The organism is Hydrogenophaga taeniospiralis CCUG 15921 (genome assembly GCF_001592305.1).
GTDB classification, from domain to species: Bacteria; Pseudomonadota; Gammaproteobacteria; order Burkholderiales; family Burkholderiaceae_C; genus Hydrogenophaga; species Hydrogenophaga taeniospiralis.
Window position 1 is genome coordinate 20,820 of sequence record NZ_BCWR01000006.1, and the last position, 14,798, is coordinate 35,617.

Below are 14,798 nucleotides of genomic sequence, written 5' to 3' on the forward strand. Positions count from 1 at the left end.
ACGGTTCGCTCCCACGTTGCTTCTGGATCAGCGAGTCGGGGTATCCGACGCAGCGAAGTAAAGGAGGAGAAACGGGCGCAGCCCGTTTCGGGGGACATAAGCGGAGTCGGGTACCCCGGCTCGCTGAGCCCGCCCAGGTCCACGAGCGAAACGCAGGAGAGCAAATCAAACTCCCCAATGAGGAATGTGGTGCGCCCCCAGAGACACGGCGACGTTCTTCGGCTCCAGGAACACCTCGTAACTCCAGGTGCCGCCCTCGCGCCCCGTGCCCGACGCCTTGGTGCCGCCAAACGGCTGACGCAGGTCGCGCACATTCTGCGAATTCACGAAACACATGCCCGCTTCGATTGACGCGGCCATGCGGTGCGCCTTGCCGATGTTCTCCGTCCAGACGTAACTGGAAAGACCGTAGGCAATGTCGTTGGCCAGCTCAATGGCGTGCGCCTCGTCGCGGAACGGAATCAGGCACGCCACCGGGCCGAAGATCTCTTCCTGCGCGATGCGCATGCGGTTGTCCACGTCGGCAAACACGGTGGGCCACACGTAGTTGCCACGCTGCACATGTGCCGGCAGCTCGGCCGCATAGCTTGGCCGATCCAGGCCACCGCACAGCAGGGTCGCGCCCTCCTTCGGACCCAGCTCGATGTAGCTGCGCACCTTGGCTAGGTGGCCCTGACTGATCATCGGACCGATGGTGGTCTTCTCGTCCTGCGGGTCGCCCACGATGATGCGTTTGGCGCGCTCGGCGAATTTCGCGGCGAAGTCGGCGTAGATGCTCTGCTGCACCAGGATGCGCGAGCCCGCCGTGCAGCGTTCACCGTTGTTGCTGAAGATCATGAAGATCGCTGCGTCGAGTGCGCGGTCCAGGTCGGCGTCGTCAAAGACCACGAACGGGCTCTTGCCGCCCAGCTCCATGCTGAACTTCTTCAGGCCCGCGGTCTTGACGATGCGGTTGCCCGTGGCGGTGGAGCCGGTGAAGGAAATCGCGCGCACATCGGGGTGCGCGCACAGCGGCTCGCCCGCTTCCTTGCCGAAGCCGTGCACCACGTTCAGCACACCGGCCGGGATGCCGGCCTCCAGCGCCAGCTCGCCCAGGCGCGCTGCGGTCAGGGGCGACAGCTCGCTCATCTTCAGCACCGCCGTGTTGCCAAACGCCAGCGCGGGTGCGACCTTCCAGGTGGCCGTCATGAAGGGCACGTTCCACGGGCTGATCAGCGCGCACACGCCCACCGGGTGAAACAGCGTGTAGTTCAGGTGCGTGGGCGTGGGGTAGGTGTGGCCGTCCACGCGGGTGCACATCTCGGCGAAGTAGCTGAAGTTGTCGGCCGCGCGCGGAATCAGCTGCTTTCCGGTCTGCGAGATCACCTGGCCGGTGTCGTCGGTTTCGGTCTGCGCGATCTCGGGCACGTGTTTCGCGATCAGCTCGCCCAGCGCGCGGATTTTCTTCGCGCGCTCGGTGGCCGGCAGGCCGGCCCACTTGGGGAACGCGTCCTTGGCGGCCTGGACGGCAGCGTTGACCTCGACCTCGGTGCCCGAAGCGACCTCGGCGAGGACGCCCTGCGTGGCCGGGTTGACGGTTTCGAAGTAGTCGCGGCCGGCGACGGTCTTGCCGTTGATGAGGTGATCGATGCGGGTCATGTCGTTTCCTGGGTGCAATCGGTTGAAGGGTTGTCGTCCAGCACACGCCGTGGAACTGGCTTTGCCAGGCCACAGGCGTGGTCCCCCTCAGGGGGAAGCCGCGAAGCGGCGCAGGGGGGTCATCTGTTCGTGATGGTGTTCGTGAGGGCGCCGATGCCCTCGATCTCGGTCACGATCACGTCACCGGGCTGGCAATCCACCACGCCGTCGGGCGTGCCGGTGAAGATCAGGTCGCCGGGCATCAGCGTCATGAAACGGCTGAAGTACTCAATCAACGTGGGCACGTCGAAGATCATGTCTTTCGTGCTGCCTTGCTGCGTGAGCTGGCCGTTCACGGTCGTCTTCAGCGCCAGGTTCATTGGGTCGGGCACGTCGGCCGCGTCCACCAGCCAGGGGCCGATGGGCGTGCAGGTGTCGCGGTTCTTCACCTTGAGGTTGGGCCGGTACCAGTTCTCCAGGTAGTCGCGGATCGCGTAGTCGTTGGCCACGGTGTAGCCGGCCACGTACTGCAGCGCGTCGGCTTTCTTCACGCGCTTCGCCGCGCGACCGATCACCACCGCGAGTTCACATTCGTAGTGCATGAACATCACGCCGTCGGGTCGCACGGTGAAGGCGCGGTGACCGATCAGCGAAGCCTCGCCCTTCACAAAGGCCAGCGGCTCTTCGGGCGCCTTGAAGGCCAGTTCCTTGGCGTGGTCGGCGTAGTTCAGCCCCAGCGCGAGTACGGTGCGCGGGCGATCCAGGGGCGCCAGCGGCGGCAGCCAGACCACCTCGTCAAACCCGACGCGGCGGCCCTTGAAAGCGGGCGTGAGCAGTTCGAGCTGGCCATCGGCTTCGGTGGCGTCGTGGACCGCGCCGGCCCAGGCGATGCGGGCTCTTTTCATGACGCTTCTCCGACAAAGGCGTTCACCAGCGGCTTGAAGCCGGTGGCCAGGATCTCCACCGCGTCACCCGCTTTGGCGCGCGGGCGGCTGCCGTCGGGCAGGCAGTCGGTGCCGAGCATCAGCACGTCGCCCGGCCGCATCGTCTGGAACGCGTTCACGTCGGCCCAGAGCGTGGCCGCGTCGCGCACCAGCTCGGCCAGCGCCACGGTCTGGCGGTGCACACCGTTGATGCGCAGCTCGATCACGAGGCTGGCCAGACCGTCGAGGCCCCCCAGCGCGTCCAGCGCCACCGCATCGCGCCCCACACCCAGGAAACCGTCCACACAGCGGAACTTCACCGGCGGGCGGTAGTAGCTGTCGTGCGGGATCGCCACGTCGTTGAACAGCACGGCACTGGCGATCCGGCCGCCCTCGCCCGCGACCAGACCGATGGCCGCGCTCACATCGACCTCGGCGACCCGGCGGGGCAGCGGGATGGCGTGGCCCGACGGCGTGAAGGTGTTGGCGGTCTTGATGTAGAGCACCGGCGCCTGCGGCTGCGCCTTGTACGGCGCCTCGTTCATGCGCGGCGCCCACAGCGCGTGTTCGCGCCGGAAGTTCAGCAGGGTGCCGTAGACCGTGCCCTGCGGCAGGTACGGCGGGGTCCAGGGGGTGTTCATGGATGGTCCTTCATGCGGCGTCTTCTTCGACCCCGCCTTCGCCCGCATCGGCATCGGGCACTTCCAGCGCGATCACGCTGTCGAGCAGGGTGTAGAGCTGCGCCAGCCGCGCCTTGCCCAGGCGCTCTTCCATCCAGGCGTAATGCGCCTCGATGGTCTGCGACAGTGTGGCGACCAGCTTCAGGCCGGCCGGCGTGGCGCGCACCACGGTGCGGCGTGCGTCCTGCGGGCAGCGCGCGCGGCTGATCAGGCCGTCGCGCTCCATGCGCGTGAGCACGCCGGTGAGGCTGGGGCCGAGCAGCAGCGCTTCGCGCGCCACGCGCCCGGTCTCCACGCCCGCCGGATCGGCCGCGTGTTCGCCCAGCACGCGCAGCACGCGCCACTGCTGGTCCGACAGGCCGTGCTCGCGCAGGCTGGGCCGGGTGTGTTGCATCACGGCCTCGCGCGCTTCGAGCAGCAGGCGCGGCAGGTTGCGGTGGACAAAGGGGGTTTCGGCGCTCATTTATTTAATATGTTAAATGATTTTCTATGACCTTGTTTTCGGGTTTACCCTGAGCCGCTCAAAGGCCTATCCCAGTGCGCTGGTCACATGCGTGCGGCGCACCGACAATCCGCGCATGACCATCCTGACCGAGCTGCTGAACACCGAATTCCCGTTGATCCAGGCCCCGATGGCCGGCGTGCAGGGCGCTGCCCTGGCCATTGCGGTGAGCAACACCGGCGGCCTGGGCTCGCTGCCCGGCGCCATGCTCACGCCCGAGGCCCTGCAGCGCGAGCTGACGACCCTGAGAGCCGGCACGCAGCGTCCCTGGAACGTCAACTTCTTCTGCCACACCCCGCCCGAGCCCGATACGGCCCGCGAAGCCACCTGGCGCGCTGCGCTCGCACCCTTCTATGCCGAAGCCGGGCTGGACCTCGCCGCGGTGCCGGCCGGCGCCGGCCGCGTCCCGTTCAGCGCCGCAACGGCCGACCTGCTCGAACCCTTCCGCCCGCCGGTGGTGAGTTTTCACTTCGGTCTGCCGACGTCCGATCTGGTGGCCCGCGTGAAAAGCTGGGGCAGCGTGGTGCTGTCCAGCGCCACCACGGTGGACGAGGCGCGCTGGCTCGTGGCCCATGGCGCCGATGCGGTGATTGCCCAGGGCCTGGAAGCGGGCGGCCACCGAGGGCACTTTCTGTCGCACGACCTCAGCCAGCAGATGGGCAGTTTCGCGCTGCTGCCGCAGATCGCGGCGGCGGTGAACGTGCCGGTGATCGCGGCCGGCGGCATCGCCGACGCGGCGGGGGTGGCCGCGGCGATGGCGCTGGGCGCGGCGGGCGTGCAGGTGGGCACGGCTTACCTGTGCAGCGCTGAAGCCACCACCAGCGCACTGCACCGCGCCGCCCTGCAGAGCGATGCCGCGCGCCACACCGCACTCACCAACGTGTTCACCGGCCGGCCGGCGCGCGGCATCGTCAACCGCGTGATGCGCGAACTCGGCCCCCTGAGCCCCGCCGCGCCGGCCTTCCCGCTCGCCACCGCCGCCATGGCGCCGCTGCGCGCGCACTTCGAGGCGTTGGGCAGTGGCGACTTTTCACCGCTGTGGTCAGGCCAGAACGCCAGCGGCTGCCGGTCGCTGCCGGCGGCCGAAATCACCCGTCAACTCATCCAAGGATTCGAGTCCATGGCCCCCACGCTCCACCGCTTGCGCGGGTCGCTGCCCCCCGAGGGGGCCGCGATTCCAGCTGGGGGCGGCCCGGCGCTGGAATCCGGGTTTGTCGTGATCTTCCGCGCCAAGGCGCGCGCGCTCGACGCCGAATACAGCGCCATGGCGGCTCAGATGCGTGAACTGGCATTGACCCAGTTCGGTTGCCTGGATTTCACCGCTGCCACCGAAGGCGACCAGGAAATCGCTCTCTCTTACTGGCCCGATGAGGCCAGCATCCGCGCCTGGAAACAGCACACCGACCACCTGGCCGCGCAGCAGCTGGGGCGCGAGCGCTGGTACGCCAGCTACTCGGTGGAGATCGCCGAAGTGAAACGCCGCTACAGCCACCCGGCGAAGTAAGTCCACAAGGCGCGGTTCAGAAATAGTCGTCGGGATCGCGGTCCGCACGCACACGACCCGGTGTTTCGCGCTGCTGGTTGAGCCAGCGCTTGAGGCCGGCGGGTTCCTGCACCCGCTCCAGATCCTGCTCGGTCTGCGCCACGGCCGACTCCAGCGCTGCCACCTGGGCCAGCAGATGCTGTTTGAGCGTGTTCGGGTTGGCCACCTGGCCCGGTGGCAGGTCGAACTCGCCCGCCAGACGCTGCTGGCGCGCGGCGCGCTCGCGCTCCAGCCCAGCCACCTGCTGTTTGAGCAACAGGGTCAGCGCAGCCAGCCGGTCGTCGGCCAGGCGCGACACGGCGGCCGGGTCGGCCAGCTCGGCGCGCAGCTGGATCTGCATCAGCGTCACCAGATCCTTGCGGCCGTAGGCGGCGTTGGCCTCGCTCATGAGCGCGGTCTTGCGCAGGCGCTCCTGGGCGTCGGTCTCGCGGTCCGGGTGCAAAGCGCTGGCGAGCTGGCGGAACAGCGTGCGCAGCTGCGTCTCGGCGTCGGCCTGCTGCACCTGGGCCTGGGTCTGTTCCGCGCCGGGTTTCTGCCGCGCCTTGCGGGCCTTCGCCTTCGCCTGGCGGCGCGCCTGTTCTTCGTCCTGCGACTCGCGCAGCCGCGCCATGCCGGCGCGCAACAGCTCTTCCATCGACGCGTCTTCACTGGCATCAGCCAGCGGTTCGCCCAGCACCTGTTCCAGCCGCTCGCGCAGGGCATCGGCCGCGGCCTGCTTCTTCTGCGCCAGCGTCTGCGGGCTGTGCTGGTCGTGCAGCGCAGCCATGGCGCGATCGCCCTCCTCGGCCAGGGTCTGCGCCAGCCGACACAGGGCTTCGGTCGCCGTCGCCTGCTGCAGGCGACTCAGGGTCTTGCCCTGCAGGCACTCCGCCAGCCACAAGGCCAGCTCGCGCATGCGTTGGCGCTGGCGCTGCTGCAAGGGCGCGACCCAGCGGTGCAACTCCACCCGGTGCGCCTGGCCCAGCGCGTCCAGCTCGTCGAGCTGCGCCTTGAGCTTGTCGACGCGGGTCAGTTGCAGGTTGAAGGCCCGCGCGGCGGCCGAGAGCGGCTGCTCGCCGGGCGGCAGCGCGCGCAAGACCGCGGCGGGCGGCGGGGAGGGGTGGTGGGGCACGGGCGAAAGGGGTCCAGGGGGCAGGCCGGGCCGGAGCCGGCCCGGCGGGACTCGACTATATTGCCTGCCACATGGCCAAAGACAAAACCCAATACACCTGCAACGAATGCGGCGGCACCAGCCCCAAGTGGCTGGGCAAGTGCCCGCACTGCAACGCCTGGAACACGCTGATCGAATCGGTGGCCGAATCGCCGTCGGCCCCGGCGAAGAACCGCTTCGCCTCGCTGGCCAAGACGGCCGAGGTCACCACCCTGGCCGACATCGACGCCACCGACGTGCAGCGCACGCCCACCGGCCACGACGAACTGGACCGCGTGCTGGGTGGTGGCATCGTGGAAGGCGGCGTGGTGCTGATCGGCGGCGACCCGGGCATCGGTAAATCCACCCTGCTGCTGCAGGCGCTGGATTCGCTGCAGCGCTCCGGTCAGAAGACGCTCTACGTCACGGGTGAAGAGAGTGGCGCCCAGGTGGCGCTGCGCTCGCGCCGGCTCGGACTGGACGGCTCGCAGGTCAGCGTGCTGGCCGAGATCCAGCTGGAGAAGATCCTCGCCACGCTGGACCACACCCAACCCGCCATCGCCGTGATCGACTCGATCCAGACCGTGTACTCCGAACAGCTCACCAGCGCACCCGGTTCGGTGGCGCAGGTGCGCGAATGCGCCGCCCACCTGACGCGCGCGGCCAAGGCCAGCGGCACGGCCATCGTGCTGGTGGGCCACGTGACCAAGGAAGGCGCGCTGGCCGGCCCGCGCGTGCTGGAGCACATGGTCGACACCGTCCTGTATTTCGAAGGCGACACGCACTCGAGCTTTCGCCTGATCCGCGCGATCAAGAACCGCTTCGGCGCCGTGAACGAGATCGGCGTGTTCGCCATGACCGAGCGCGGCCTCAAGGGCGTGAGCAACCCGAGCGCGATCTTTCTGTCGCAACACTCGGAACCCGTGCCGGGCAGCTGCGTGATGGTGACGCTGGAGGGCACACGGCCGATGCTGGTGGAGATCCAGGCGCTGGTGGACAGCGGCGGCCCGTCGCCGCGGCGCCTCAGTGTGGGCCTGGACCGCGACCGCCTGGCGATGTTGCTGGCCGTGCTGCACCGCCACGCCGGCGTGGCCTGCATGGACCAGGACGTGTTCGTCAACGCGGTGGGCGGCGTGCGCATCAGCGAACCGGCGGCCGACCTGGCGGTGATGCTCGCCATCACCAGCAGCCTGCGCGGCAAGGCCCTGCCCAAGGGTTTCATCGCCTTTGGCGAGGTGGGCCTGGCCGGCGAAGTGCGCCCGGCGCCGCGCGGGCAGGAGCGGCTGAAGGAAGCCGCCAAACTCGGATTTTCCGTGGCGGTGGTGCCCAAGGCCAACGCGCCGAAGAAAAACGACAAGGCCTTCGAGGGCCTGACCATCCACGCCGTGGAGCGCATCGAAGAGGCCATGTCCCTGGTCCGCCAACTCGCCGATTGAGGGGACCATGAAATTCAATCCCGTCTTGCACGGTCTGCGGGGCATGGCCGCCTTGCTGGTGCTGCTTTACCACTGGATCGGCAACTTTCCCGCTCTCGCCAACCACCACAGGAGCGTCTCGTTCCTGGGCACGGACTGGGCGCCCTTCTTTTTCATCGACTATGGATGGATCGGCGTTCATTGGTTTTTCGTGCTGTCGGGCTACCTGCTGGCCGCAACCATCTGGAACCGGCCGCTGACCCGGCACGACGTCGTCCAGTTCTGGCAACGGCGCTTCATGCGCATCTACCCGGCGCTCTGGGTCCAGCTCGCCATCTCCATCGTCGCCACCTACGCCTTCCTGGGCTCGTTCCAGTTCCTTGAGGCGCGGCAACTGGTGGGCAACTTCCTGCTCTGGCTGGCACCGCTGCCCGGTGGGGTCAACATGTACAACGGGGTGTGGTGGACGCTGCCGGTGGAGCTGCTGTTCTATCTGCTGCTGCCGCTCCTGCTGCTGTGCCAGCGTCGGTGGGGGCTGTGGCCCATCGTGGTCATGGCCTTGCTGGTCAGCCTGGGCTGGCGCGCCGGCGTGGCGCAACAGCATGCTGGCGAAAGCCTGCAGCGCTATGCGTACCTGCTGAAGGCCTTCCCGGGCATGCTGTTCCTGTTCGTGGCGGGGCTGTCCATCAACCACTGGGCCGGTTCCGCCCACCTGGCGGTCCGCCGCGCCCTGCTGCTGCCGGCGGTGGCCATCTATGTCGCGCTGCTCTGGCTGCTCGACGCCAACAAGGCCGTGCTGGAAAAAGGCGGACCCCTGCTGGTCACCTGGGATCTGCTGGCCGGGCTGTCCATCGCCCTGGTGATCGCCGCACTGATCCATCCGGGCAAAAGCGTGCGCTGGCTGGGCTCCACCGTCCTGGTGCGCCTCGGAGACTGGAGCTATGGCATCTACCTCTGGCATTTCCCGGTGCTGCGCTGGCTGCCCAAGCTCCTGCCCCTGCCATGGAACACCATCCAGGGCAGCGCAGGGGCGCTCGGCCTTTGCCTGGTCATCACCCTGTTGCTGGCCTTCGCGAGCCACGAGTGGGTGGAAAAGCCGGCCCTGGCCTGGCTGGCCCGGCGCCAGCGGGCGCCCAGGAGGACCTTGAGCCAGACATCGCAGAATCCCTCACTTCCACCGCCCCAAACTCCATGAACACCCGTGTGAAAAACGCAACCCTGGCGCTCGCCGCCCTGTTCCTCGTTTATGTGGCCTGGCAGCGCTACGGCTGGCCCGGCGTGGTTGCCGTGTCGGGCGGCCTGCTCATGTGGCTGCTGCTGCACTTCACGCGGCTGATGACGGTCATGAAACGGGCCGCGAACCGGCCGATCGGCTGGGTGGACAGCGCCGTCATGCTCAACGCAAAGCTCAAGACCGGCGTGACGCTGATGCACGTGATCGCCATGACGCGCGCGCTCGGTGAACGCCTGTCCGTCGAGGGCGAGGAGCCCGAAGTGTTCCGCTGGACCGACGGCAGCGCCTCATCGGTGACCGCCACATTCCGGGGCGGTCGGCTGCAGATCTGGGTGCTGAACCGCCCGGCGGCCGACCCGGGCACGGAAACAGCGCCCGCCCCGGCGCCGGATACCGCGCCGTAAAATCGCCGGTTGGCAGGCCTGGCCCCGGGCCACCCCCTCATCTCCAAAGGACGAATGCATGAGCCCCGTAGTTCCCTCGATGTCTGACCGCGACGGCAAGATCTGGATGGACGGCCAGATGGTCGACTGGCGCGATGCCAAGATCCATGTGCTGACCCACACGCTGCACTACGGTTGCGGCGCGTTCGAAGGCGTGCGCGCCTACAACGCGGCGGGCGGCACGGCCATCTTCCGTCTGGAAGAGCACACCGAGCGCCTGTTCAACAGCGCCAAGATCCTGCGCATGAAGCTGCCGTTCACCAAGGAAGAAGTGAACGAGGCCCAGAAGGCCGTGGTACGCGAAAACAAGCTCGAGAGCTGCTACATCCGCCCGCTGACCTGGATCGGCGACAAGAAGCTGGGCGTCAGCCCCAAGGGCAACACCATCCACCTGATGGTCGCGGCCTGGGCCTGGGGCGCCTACCTGGGTGAAGAGGGTTTGAAGCGCGGCATCCGCGTCAAGACCAGCAGCTACACCCGCCACCACGTCAACATCACCATGACGCAGGCCAAGGCGGTGAGCAACTACACCAACTCCATCCTGGCCAACATGGAAGTGACCGACGAGGGCTACGACGAGGCCCTGCTGCTGGACAGCTCGGGTTTCGTGAGCGAAGGTGCCGGTGAAAACATTTTCGTGGTGAAGAACGGCGTGATCTACACGCCCGACCTCTCGGCCGGTGCGCTCAATGGCATCACCCGCAACACCGTGTTCCACATCGCCAAGGACCTGGGCCTGGAGATCGTGCAGAAGCGCATCACGCGCGACGAGGTCTACATCGCCGACGAGGCCTTCTTCACCGGCACCGCCGCCGAAGTGACCCCGATCCGTGAGCTGGACCGCATCGAACTCGGCGCCGGCAGCCGCGGCCCGATCACCGAGAAGATCCAGAGCGCGTTCTTTGACATCGTCAATGGCCGCAATGACAAATACGCCCACTGGCTGACGAAAGTGTGATCCCCCCGCGCCGCCTGCGGCGTCACCCCCAAGGGGGCAGCACCTGCGGCCCGGCAAAGCCGGTTCCGCGGTGCCACTGGAACAAGTCCCGGCATTTCCACCGAACCTGAATATTCCTATGAGCACTTCTTCCACCATCGAACTCGCTGCCGCCGATCTGAACCACCAGGGCGGCATCTTCTGCCCCAGCCCCAAGGCCGACATGAAGCTCTGGAACTCCCACCCCAAGGTGTATCTGGACATCGCCACCACGGGCGAGGCGCGCTGCCCCTACTGCGGCACGGTGTACCGGCTCAAGGCCGGCGAGACGGTTTCGCACGGGCACTGATCCCGAAGCGTCGGCATGAGCCGCATGGGCCGACCTGGGTGTCGGCCCATTTTTTTGGGCGACGGCGCGGCAGGCCAAAAAAAAGCCACCCGGAGGTGGCTTTTGGAAGGTCCTTGGAAGGACGTCGTTGGGAGACCAGTTTCAAACGTGCTTGTGACGTGTGTTGTTTGCCGGATCCGTCTGTTGGTGATGTTGTGACAGCAACAACTTAAATTGTGCGCCGCCACATGCTTTTGCGCCATCCCCCGTTTGGGGGATTTGTGGTATTTCGAGGGTGAATATGACCCGAAATGTTTGTGATCCAGATCACAAATCCACGCCTACAGCGGCAGTTCGACCACGAAACGGGCGCCGCCGCCTTCGCTGCCCTCACAGCGCACGCTGCCGCCATGGCGCTCGGCAATGGTCTTGACCAGCGCCAGCCCCAGGCCGACCCCACCCTCGCGCTCGCTGGCGCCGGGCAGGCGGTAAAACGGCTCGAAGATGCGCTCGCGCAGCTCGGGCGGCACCCCTGGCCCGTGGTCCTCGACCCACACCACGGCGCGGGAAACCTGGGTGGCGGGCATGGCGCTGCGCGAGCGCCGAGCCGGCTCCACCGTCCGCACGAAGATGCGCAGGTGCACGTCGGCGTCGCCGGCCGCCTCCGGCTGCGATGCGCGCACGCCATAGCGCCGCGCGTTCTCCAGCAGGTTGCGCAGCAGGCGGCGCAACAGGCGGGCGTGGCCCTGGACGAGCACCGGCGAGGCGCCCTCGGCGATCTCCAGCTCGGCGCCGGTGCGGGCGCATTCTTCGGCCGCCAGGCCCACCAGGTCCACTTCCTCCGTGGGCCCCAGGACCGAGCTGTCGTTGGCATCGCGCACGTCGAGCCGGCTGGCGAGCAGGATCTCGTCGATGAGCTGGTCGAGTTCTTCGATGCTGCGCGCGATCTCGGCGCGCTGGCCGGTGGTGGCGTTGTCGCGCCCCAACAGCTCCAGCCCCATGCGGATGCGCGCCAGTGGCGAGCGCAGTTCGTGCGAGGCGTTGGCCAGCAGTGCCTTGTGCGACATCAGCAGGGTCTGCACGCGCTCGGCGGCGGCGTTGAAGCGCGCGGCCAGGAAGGCCACCTCGTCCTGCCCATGCACCGGCAGCCGCGTGGACAGATCCCCCTGGCCCCAGCGCTCAACCCCTTTTTGCAGCGCTTCGAGCCGCTTGGTCAGACGGCGCACGATCGGGTACGCGCCAAAGGCCACGGCCAGCGCCACCATGCCCAGCAGCCAGGCAAAGCCAAACGGTGCCTCCAGCCCCAGGGGGGCGCGCCGGGACGACACCACGCTGCCGGGGGGCCGGTTGGGGCGCGGCAGCTGGACGTACAGGGTCTGGCCGTCTTTCATCGTGACCTGGAATTCCAGCCCCTGGCCGGGCACACGCACGGCCTTCGCCGGCGACTGGCCCACCACCTCGCCCGCGCTGTTGCGCAGCACGATCTCGCGCGCCATGCGGGCGTCGCGCTCCTGCCGGTCGCGGTCGAGCGCCATCTGCCACAACCAGCCGACCACCAGGGTCAACACCGCCACCGCGGCGACCACCGCCAGCCAGATGCGCAGGTACAGGCGCTGCCCGAGCAGGCTCTTCATTCCTGCAGCTTCGCGAAAACGTAGCCCACGCCACGCACCGTGAGGATGCGCTTGGGGTCTTTGCTGTCGGTTTCGATGGCGTTGCGGATGCGGCCGATGTGCACGTCGATGGAGCGGTCGAAGGCTTCGAGTTCGCGCCCGCGCACGGCCTCCATGATCTGGTCGCGCGTGAGCACGCGCCCGGCGCGCTCGGCCAGCGCCACCAGCAGGTCGAACTGGTACGAGGTCAGCTCACACGCCACCCCGCCGACCTGCACCGAGCGGGCGTCGCGGTCGATTTCCAGGGAGCCGAAGCGCAGCACCGGCGTGCTGCGCGTGGTGGAGGTGGCCCCGCCGTTTTCCGAACGACGGCGCAACACGGCGCGGATGCGCGCGAGCAGCTCGCGCGGCTCGAAGGGCTTGGGCAGGTAGTCGTCGGCCCCCATCTCCAGCCCGATGATGCGGTCCATCGGGTCGCCCTTGGCGGTGAGCATGATCACGGGCACGCGGGCGGCCTCGCCCGGCAGGGCACGGATGCGGCGGCAGACTTCGAGCCCGTCGATGCCCGGCATCATCAGATCCAGGATGACCAGCTCGGGCAGCGCCAGCTGGAGTTGCTCCAGGCCTTTTTCACCGTCGGCGGCGTGGGTGACCTCGAACCCCGACTGGCCGAGGTACTCCGCCACCATCTGGGCGAGGCGGCCGTCGTCTTCAATCATCAGCAATGGAGATGTCATGGGTTTCAGTGTAGCGGTGTCCACCAGGGCACACCATGGTGGCGCGGCCCGGTAAACCGGGTGGGTGGCTCGCGTAAAGTAAGGTGAATGTCGCCACTTCCGCCCTGGCCGGTCACGGTCACACCCCCCGCCTTGCCGGCCGGCTCGTTCGATGCCCTGCTGGGGCGGCTGGCCACGCAACGGCCCACGCAGCCGCTGCTGCGCTGGCGCGACCCGGCGGCCACCAGCACCGATGCCGACTGGGCCGTGCTCGATGCGGCGGCGCTGCGCCAGCGCGTGGAGGGCGTCGCGCAATGGCTGCACCGCCAGGGGCTGCGGCCCGGCGAGCGGGTTGCCTGGCTGGGGCTGAACCACCCGGCGCAGATCGTGCTGCTGTTCGCCCTGGCGCGGCTGGGTGCGCTGCTGGTGCCGCTGAACCACCGCCTCTCGCCCGCCGAATGGGCGTCGGTGCTGCTCGACTGCACGCCCACGCTGCTGCTGCACGACGACGCCCTGGCCGCCGCCGCGCAAGACCTGGTGCGGCGCGCCCACCCGGCGCTGGCGCTGTGGCCTGTGCACGCGCTGGAGCCCTCCTTGCCGACAGGCGATGCGGCGCCCGCCAGCGATGCGTCGCCGCCGCCCCTCACCGACGACCCCTTGCAACGCCCGCTGCTGCTGGTCTACACCTCGGGCACCACCGGCCAGCCCAAAGGCGCGGTCCACACCCAGGGCAACCTGCTGGCCAACATGGCCATCGCTGCCCAGGTGCAGGGCCTGAGCGAACGCGACGTGGTGGCCACGGCGTTGCCGCTGTTCCATGTGGGCGGGCTGTGCATCCAGACCCTGCCGGCGCTGTCGGTGGGCGCACAGGTGCTGCTGTTCACGCGCTTCGATGCCGGCGCCATGCTGACCTGCCTCGAGACCGACCGCCCCACGCTCACGCTGCAGGTGCCCGCCACGCTGCAGGCGCTGACCGCGCACCCGCGCTGGGCCGGCACCGATCTGTCCAGCCTGCGCGCGGTCTGGGCCGGCTCCAGCCTGCTGCCGCCCGGGCCGCTGCAGGCCTTTCACGCGCGCGGCGTGCCGGTGTGCAATGTGTACGGCAGCACGGAAACCGGGCCGTTTTCCATCGCCCTGCCGCCCGGCTGCGCCAGCAGCCACCTGGGTTCGTGCGGCTGGCCCGCGCCCGGGGTCGGCGTCGAACTGCGCGATGCCCGGGGGCAGGCGGTTGCCCAGGGCGAGGTGGGCGAACTCTGGATTCGCGCGCCCAACGTGGTGCGCCACTACTGGCCGCGCTGGCCCGCCTGCGACGACGCGGCCTTTTTCCACACCGGCGACCTGGCACGGCAGGCGCCCGATGGCAGCTACACCGTGGTGGACCGCGCCAAGGACATGATCATTTCCGGCGGCGAAAACATCTACCCGGCCGAGATCGAGAACCTGCTGCTGCAGCACCCCCTGGTGGCCGAGTGCGCGGTGGTCGGCCAGCCGGACGCGCGCTGGGGCGAAGTAGCCGCGGCCGTGCTGGTGCTGCGCGAGGGCGTCCCCAGCGGCGACGACTGGACACAGCCTCTGCTGGAGTTTCTGGACGGACGGCTGGCGCGCTACAAATGGCCGCGCCGCTGGCACCGGATGAACGCCCTGCCCAAGACCGCCCTGGGCAAGGTGCAGAAGCCAGCGCTCAGGGCCGTGCTCGACACCCTGCACCCGAGCTGAAG

At 68.5% G+C, this 14,798-nt stretch carries 13 protein-coding genes and 1 pseudogene; 7 read left to right on the top strand and 7 right to left on the bottom strand.

All coding sequences use genetic code 11. The features are described from left to right. Positions 1 to 165: 165 nt before the first annotated feature. From hpaE to hpaR, 4 genes are all read right to left on the bottom strand, one after another. Entirely contained in the window at positions 166 to 1,638 is a 1,473-nt protein-coding gene (gene hpaE, locus HTA01S_RS09130) for a 5-carboxymethyl-2-hydroxymuconate semialdehyde dehydrogenase (protein ID WP_068169755.1), read from the bottom strand. Positions 1,639 to 1,757: 119 nt separating this feature from the next. Next, the gene (locus HTA01S_RS09135) at positions 1,758 to 2,522 is read right to left on the bottom strand and encodes a fumarylacetoacetate hydrolase family protein (RefSeq protein WP_068169759.1); all 765 of its coding nucleotides are present in this window, start codon (positions 2,520 to 2,522) and stop codon (positions 1,758 to 1,760) included. Beyond that, complete coding sequence (locus HTA01S_RS09140; protein ID WP_068169761.1) at positions 2,519 to 3,181, bottom strand: fumarylacetoacetate hydrolase family protein; 663 nt, start codon at positions 3,179 to 3,181, stop codon at positions 2,519 to 2,521. Before HTA01S_RS09140 ends, HTA01S_RS09135 begins: the two co-directional genes overlap by 4 nt. A gap of 10 nt (positions 3,182 to 3,191) precedes the next feature. Continuing rightward, entirely contained in the window at positions 3,192 to 3,683 is a 492-nt protein-coding gene (gene hpaR, locus HTA01S_RS09145) for a homoprotocatechuate degradation operon regulator HpaR (protein WP_068169765.1), read from the bottom strand. A 115-nt stretch (positions 3,684 to 3,798) separates the two neighbouring features. Between hpaR and HTA01S_RS09150 the strand changes: the two are divergent. Next, a pseudogene (locus HTA01S_RS09150) lies at positions 3,799 to 4,836 on the top strand (NAD(P)H-dependent flavin oxidoreductase); the annotation flags it as partial. Between the two features lie 406 nt (positions 4,837 to 5,242). Here HTA01S_RS09150 and HTA01S_RS09155 read toward each other — a convergent pair. Beyond that, a complete protein-coding gene (locus HTA01S_RS09155; RefSeq protein WP_068169768.1) occupies positions 5,243 to 6,376 on the bottom strand; it encodes a coiled-coil domain-containing protein in 1,134 nt (377 codons plus the stop codon). A 71-nt stretch (positions 6,377 to 6,447) separates the two neighbouring features. Here HTA01S_RS09155 and radA point away from each other — a divergent pair, with 71 nt between their 5' ends. The 5 genes from radA to HTA01S_RS09180 all read left to right on the top strand — a co-directional run bounded on the left by radA (position 6,448) and on the right by HTA01S_RS09180 (position 10,772). Continuing rightward, the gene (gene radA / locus HTA01S_RS09160) at positions 6,448 to 7,830 is read left to right on the top strand and encodes a DNA repair protein RadA (RefSeq protein ID WP_068169771.1); all 1,383 of its coding nucleotides are present in this window, start codon (positions 6,448 to 6,450) and stop codon (positions 7,828 to 7,830) included. Between the two features lie 7 nt (positions 7,831 to 7,837). Then, entirely contained in the window at positions 7,838 to 9,004 is a 1,167-nt protein-coding gene (locus HTA01S_RS09165) for an acyltransferase family protein (RefSeq protein WP_084235978.1), read from the top strand. After that, complete coding sequence (locus HTA01S_RS09170; RefSeq protein WP_068169775.1) at positions 9,001 to 9,447, top strand: glycerate kinase; 447 nt, start codon at positions 9,001 to 9,003, stop codon at positions 9,445 to 9,447. The genes HTA01S_RS09165 and HTA01S_RS09170 overlap by 4 nt, the downstream gene beginning before the upstream one ends. A gap of 58 nt (positions 9,448 to 9,505) precedes the next feature. Continuing rightward, complete coding sequence (locus HTA01S_RS09175) at positions 9,506 to 10,444, top strand: branched-chain amino acid transaminase (protein ID WP_068169777.1); 939 nt, start codon at positions 9,506 to 9,508, stop codon at positions 10,442 to 10,444. 118 nt (positions 10,445 to 10,562) lie between these two features. Continuing rightward, the gene (locus HTA01S_RS09180; RefSeq protein WP_068169780.1) at positions 10,563 to 10,772 is read left to right on the top strand and encodes a zinc-finger domain-containing protein; all 210 of its coding nucleotides are present in this window, start codon (positions 10,563 to 10,565) and stop codon (positions 10,770 to 10,772) included. Between the two features lie 320 nt (positions 10,773 to 11,092). On the opposite strand, the gene HTA01S_RS09185 is transcribed toward HTA01S_RS09180, so the two are convergent. Both HTA01S_RS09185 and HTA01S_RS09190 read right to left on the bottom strand, forming a co-directional pair. Further along, on the bottom strand, positions 11,093 to 12,385 hold the full coding sequence (locus HTA01S_RS09185; protein WP_068169782.1) for an ATP-binding protein: 1,293 nt from the start codon (positions 12,383 to 12,385) through the stop codon (positions 11,093 to 11,095). Further along, a complete protein-coding gene (locus HTA01S_RS09190) occupies positions 12,382 to 13,101 on the bottom strand; it encodes a response regulator (RefSeq protein ID WP_068169784.1) in 720 nt (239 codons plus the stop codon). The genes HTA01S_RS09185 and HTA01S_RS09190 overlap by 4 nt, the downstream gene beginning before the upstream one ends. An 87-nt stretch (positions 13,102 to 13,188) precedes the next feature. Between HTA01S_RS09190 and HTA01S_RS09195 the strand changes: the two genes are divergently transcribed. Next, positions 13,189 to 14,796, top strand: a complete 1,608-nt coding sequence (locus HTA01S_RS09195) for a class I adenylate-forming enzyme family protein (RefSeq protein ID WP_084235979.1) — start codon at positions 13,189 to 13,191, stop codon at positions 14,794 to 14,796. Positions 14,797 to 14,798: the final 2 nt, after the last annotated feature.

Excerpts from the sequence above, each read along its gene's own strand:
- hpaE (WP_068169755.1), bottom strand. The coding sequence starts at position 1,638 with ATGACCCGCATCGATCACCTCATCAACGGCAAGACCGTCGCCGGCCGC.
- HTA01S_RS09135 (WP_068169759.1), bottom strand. The coding sequence starts at position 2,522 with ATGAAAAGAGCCCGCATCGCCTGGGCCGGCGCGGTCCACGACGCCACC.
- HTA01S_RS09140 (WP_068169761.1), bottom strand. The coding sequence starts at position 3,181 with ATGAACACCCCCTGGACCCCGCCGTACCTGCCGCAGGGCACGGTCTAC.
- hpaR (WP_068169765.1), bottom strand. The coding sequence starts at position 3,683 with ATGAGCGCCGAAACCCCCTTTGTCCACCGCAACCTGCCGCGCCTGCTG.
- radA (WP_068169771.1), top strand. The coding sequence starts at position 6,448 with ATGGCCAAAGACAAAACCCAATACACCTGCAACGAATGCGGCGGCACC.
- HTA01S_RS09165 (WP_084235978.1), top strand. The coding sequence starts at position 7,838 with ATGAAATTCAATCCCGTCTTGCACGGTCTGCGGGGCATGGCCGCCTTG.
- HTA01S_RS09170 (WP_068169775.1), top strand. The coding sequence starts at position 9,001 with ATGAACACCCGTGTGAAAAACGCAACCCTGGCGCTCGCCGCCCTGTTC.
- HTA01S_RS09175 (WP_068169777.1), top strand. The coding sequence starts at position 9,506 with ATGAGCCCCGTAGTTCCCTCGATGTCTGACCGCGACGGCAAGATCTGG.
- HTA01S_RS09180 (WP_068169780.1), top strand. The coding sequence starts at position 10,563 with ATGAGCACTTCTTCCACCATCGAACTCGCTGCCGCCGATCTGAACCAC.
- HTA01S_RS09185 (WP_068169782.1), bottom strand. The coding sequence starts at position 12,385 with ATGAAGAGCCTGCTCGGGCAGCGCCTGTACCTGCGCATCTGGCTGGCG.
- HTA01S_RS09190 (WP_068169784.1), bottom strand. The coding sequence starts at position 13,101 with ATGACATCTCCATTGCTGATGATTGAAGACGACGGCCGCCTCGCCCAG.
- HTA01S_RS09195 (WP_084235979.1), top strand. The coding sequence starts at position 13,189 with ATGTCGCCACTTCCGCCCTGGCCGGTCACGGTCACACCCCCCGCCTTG.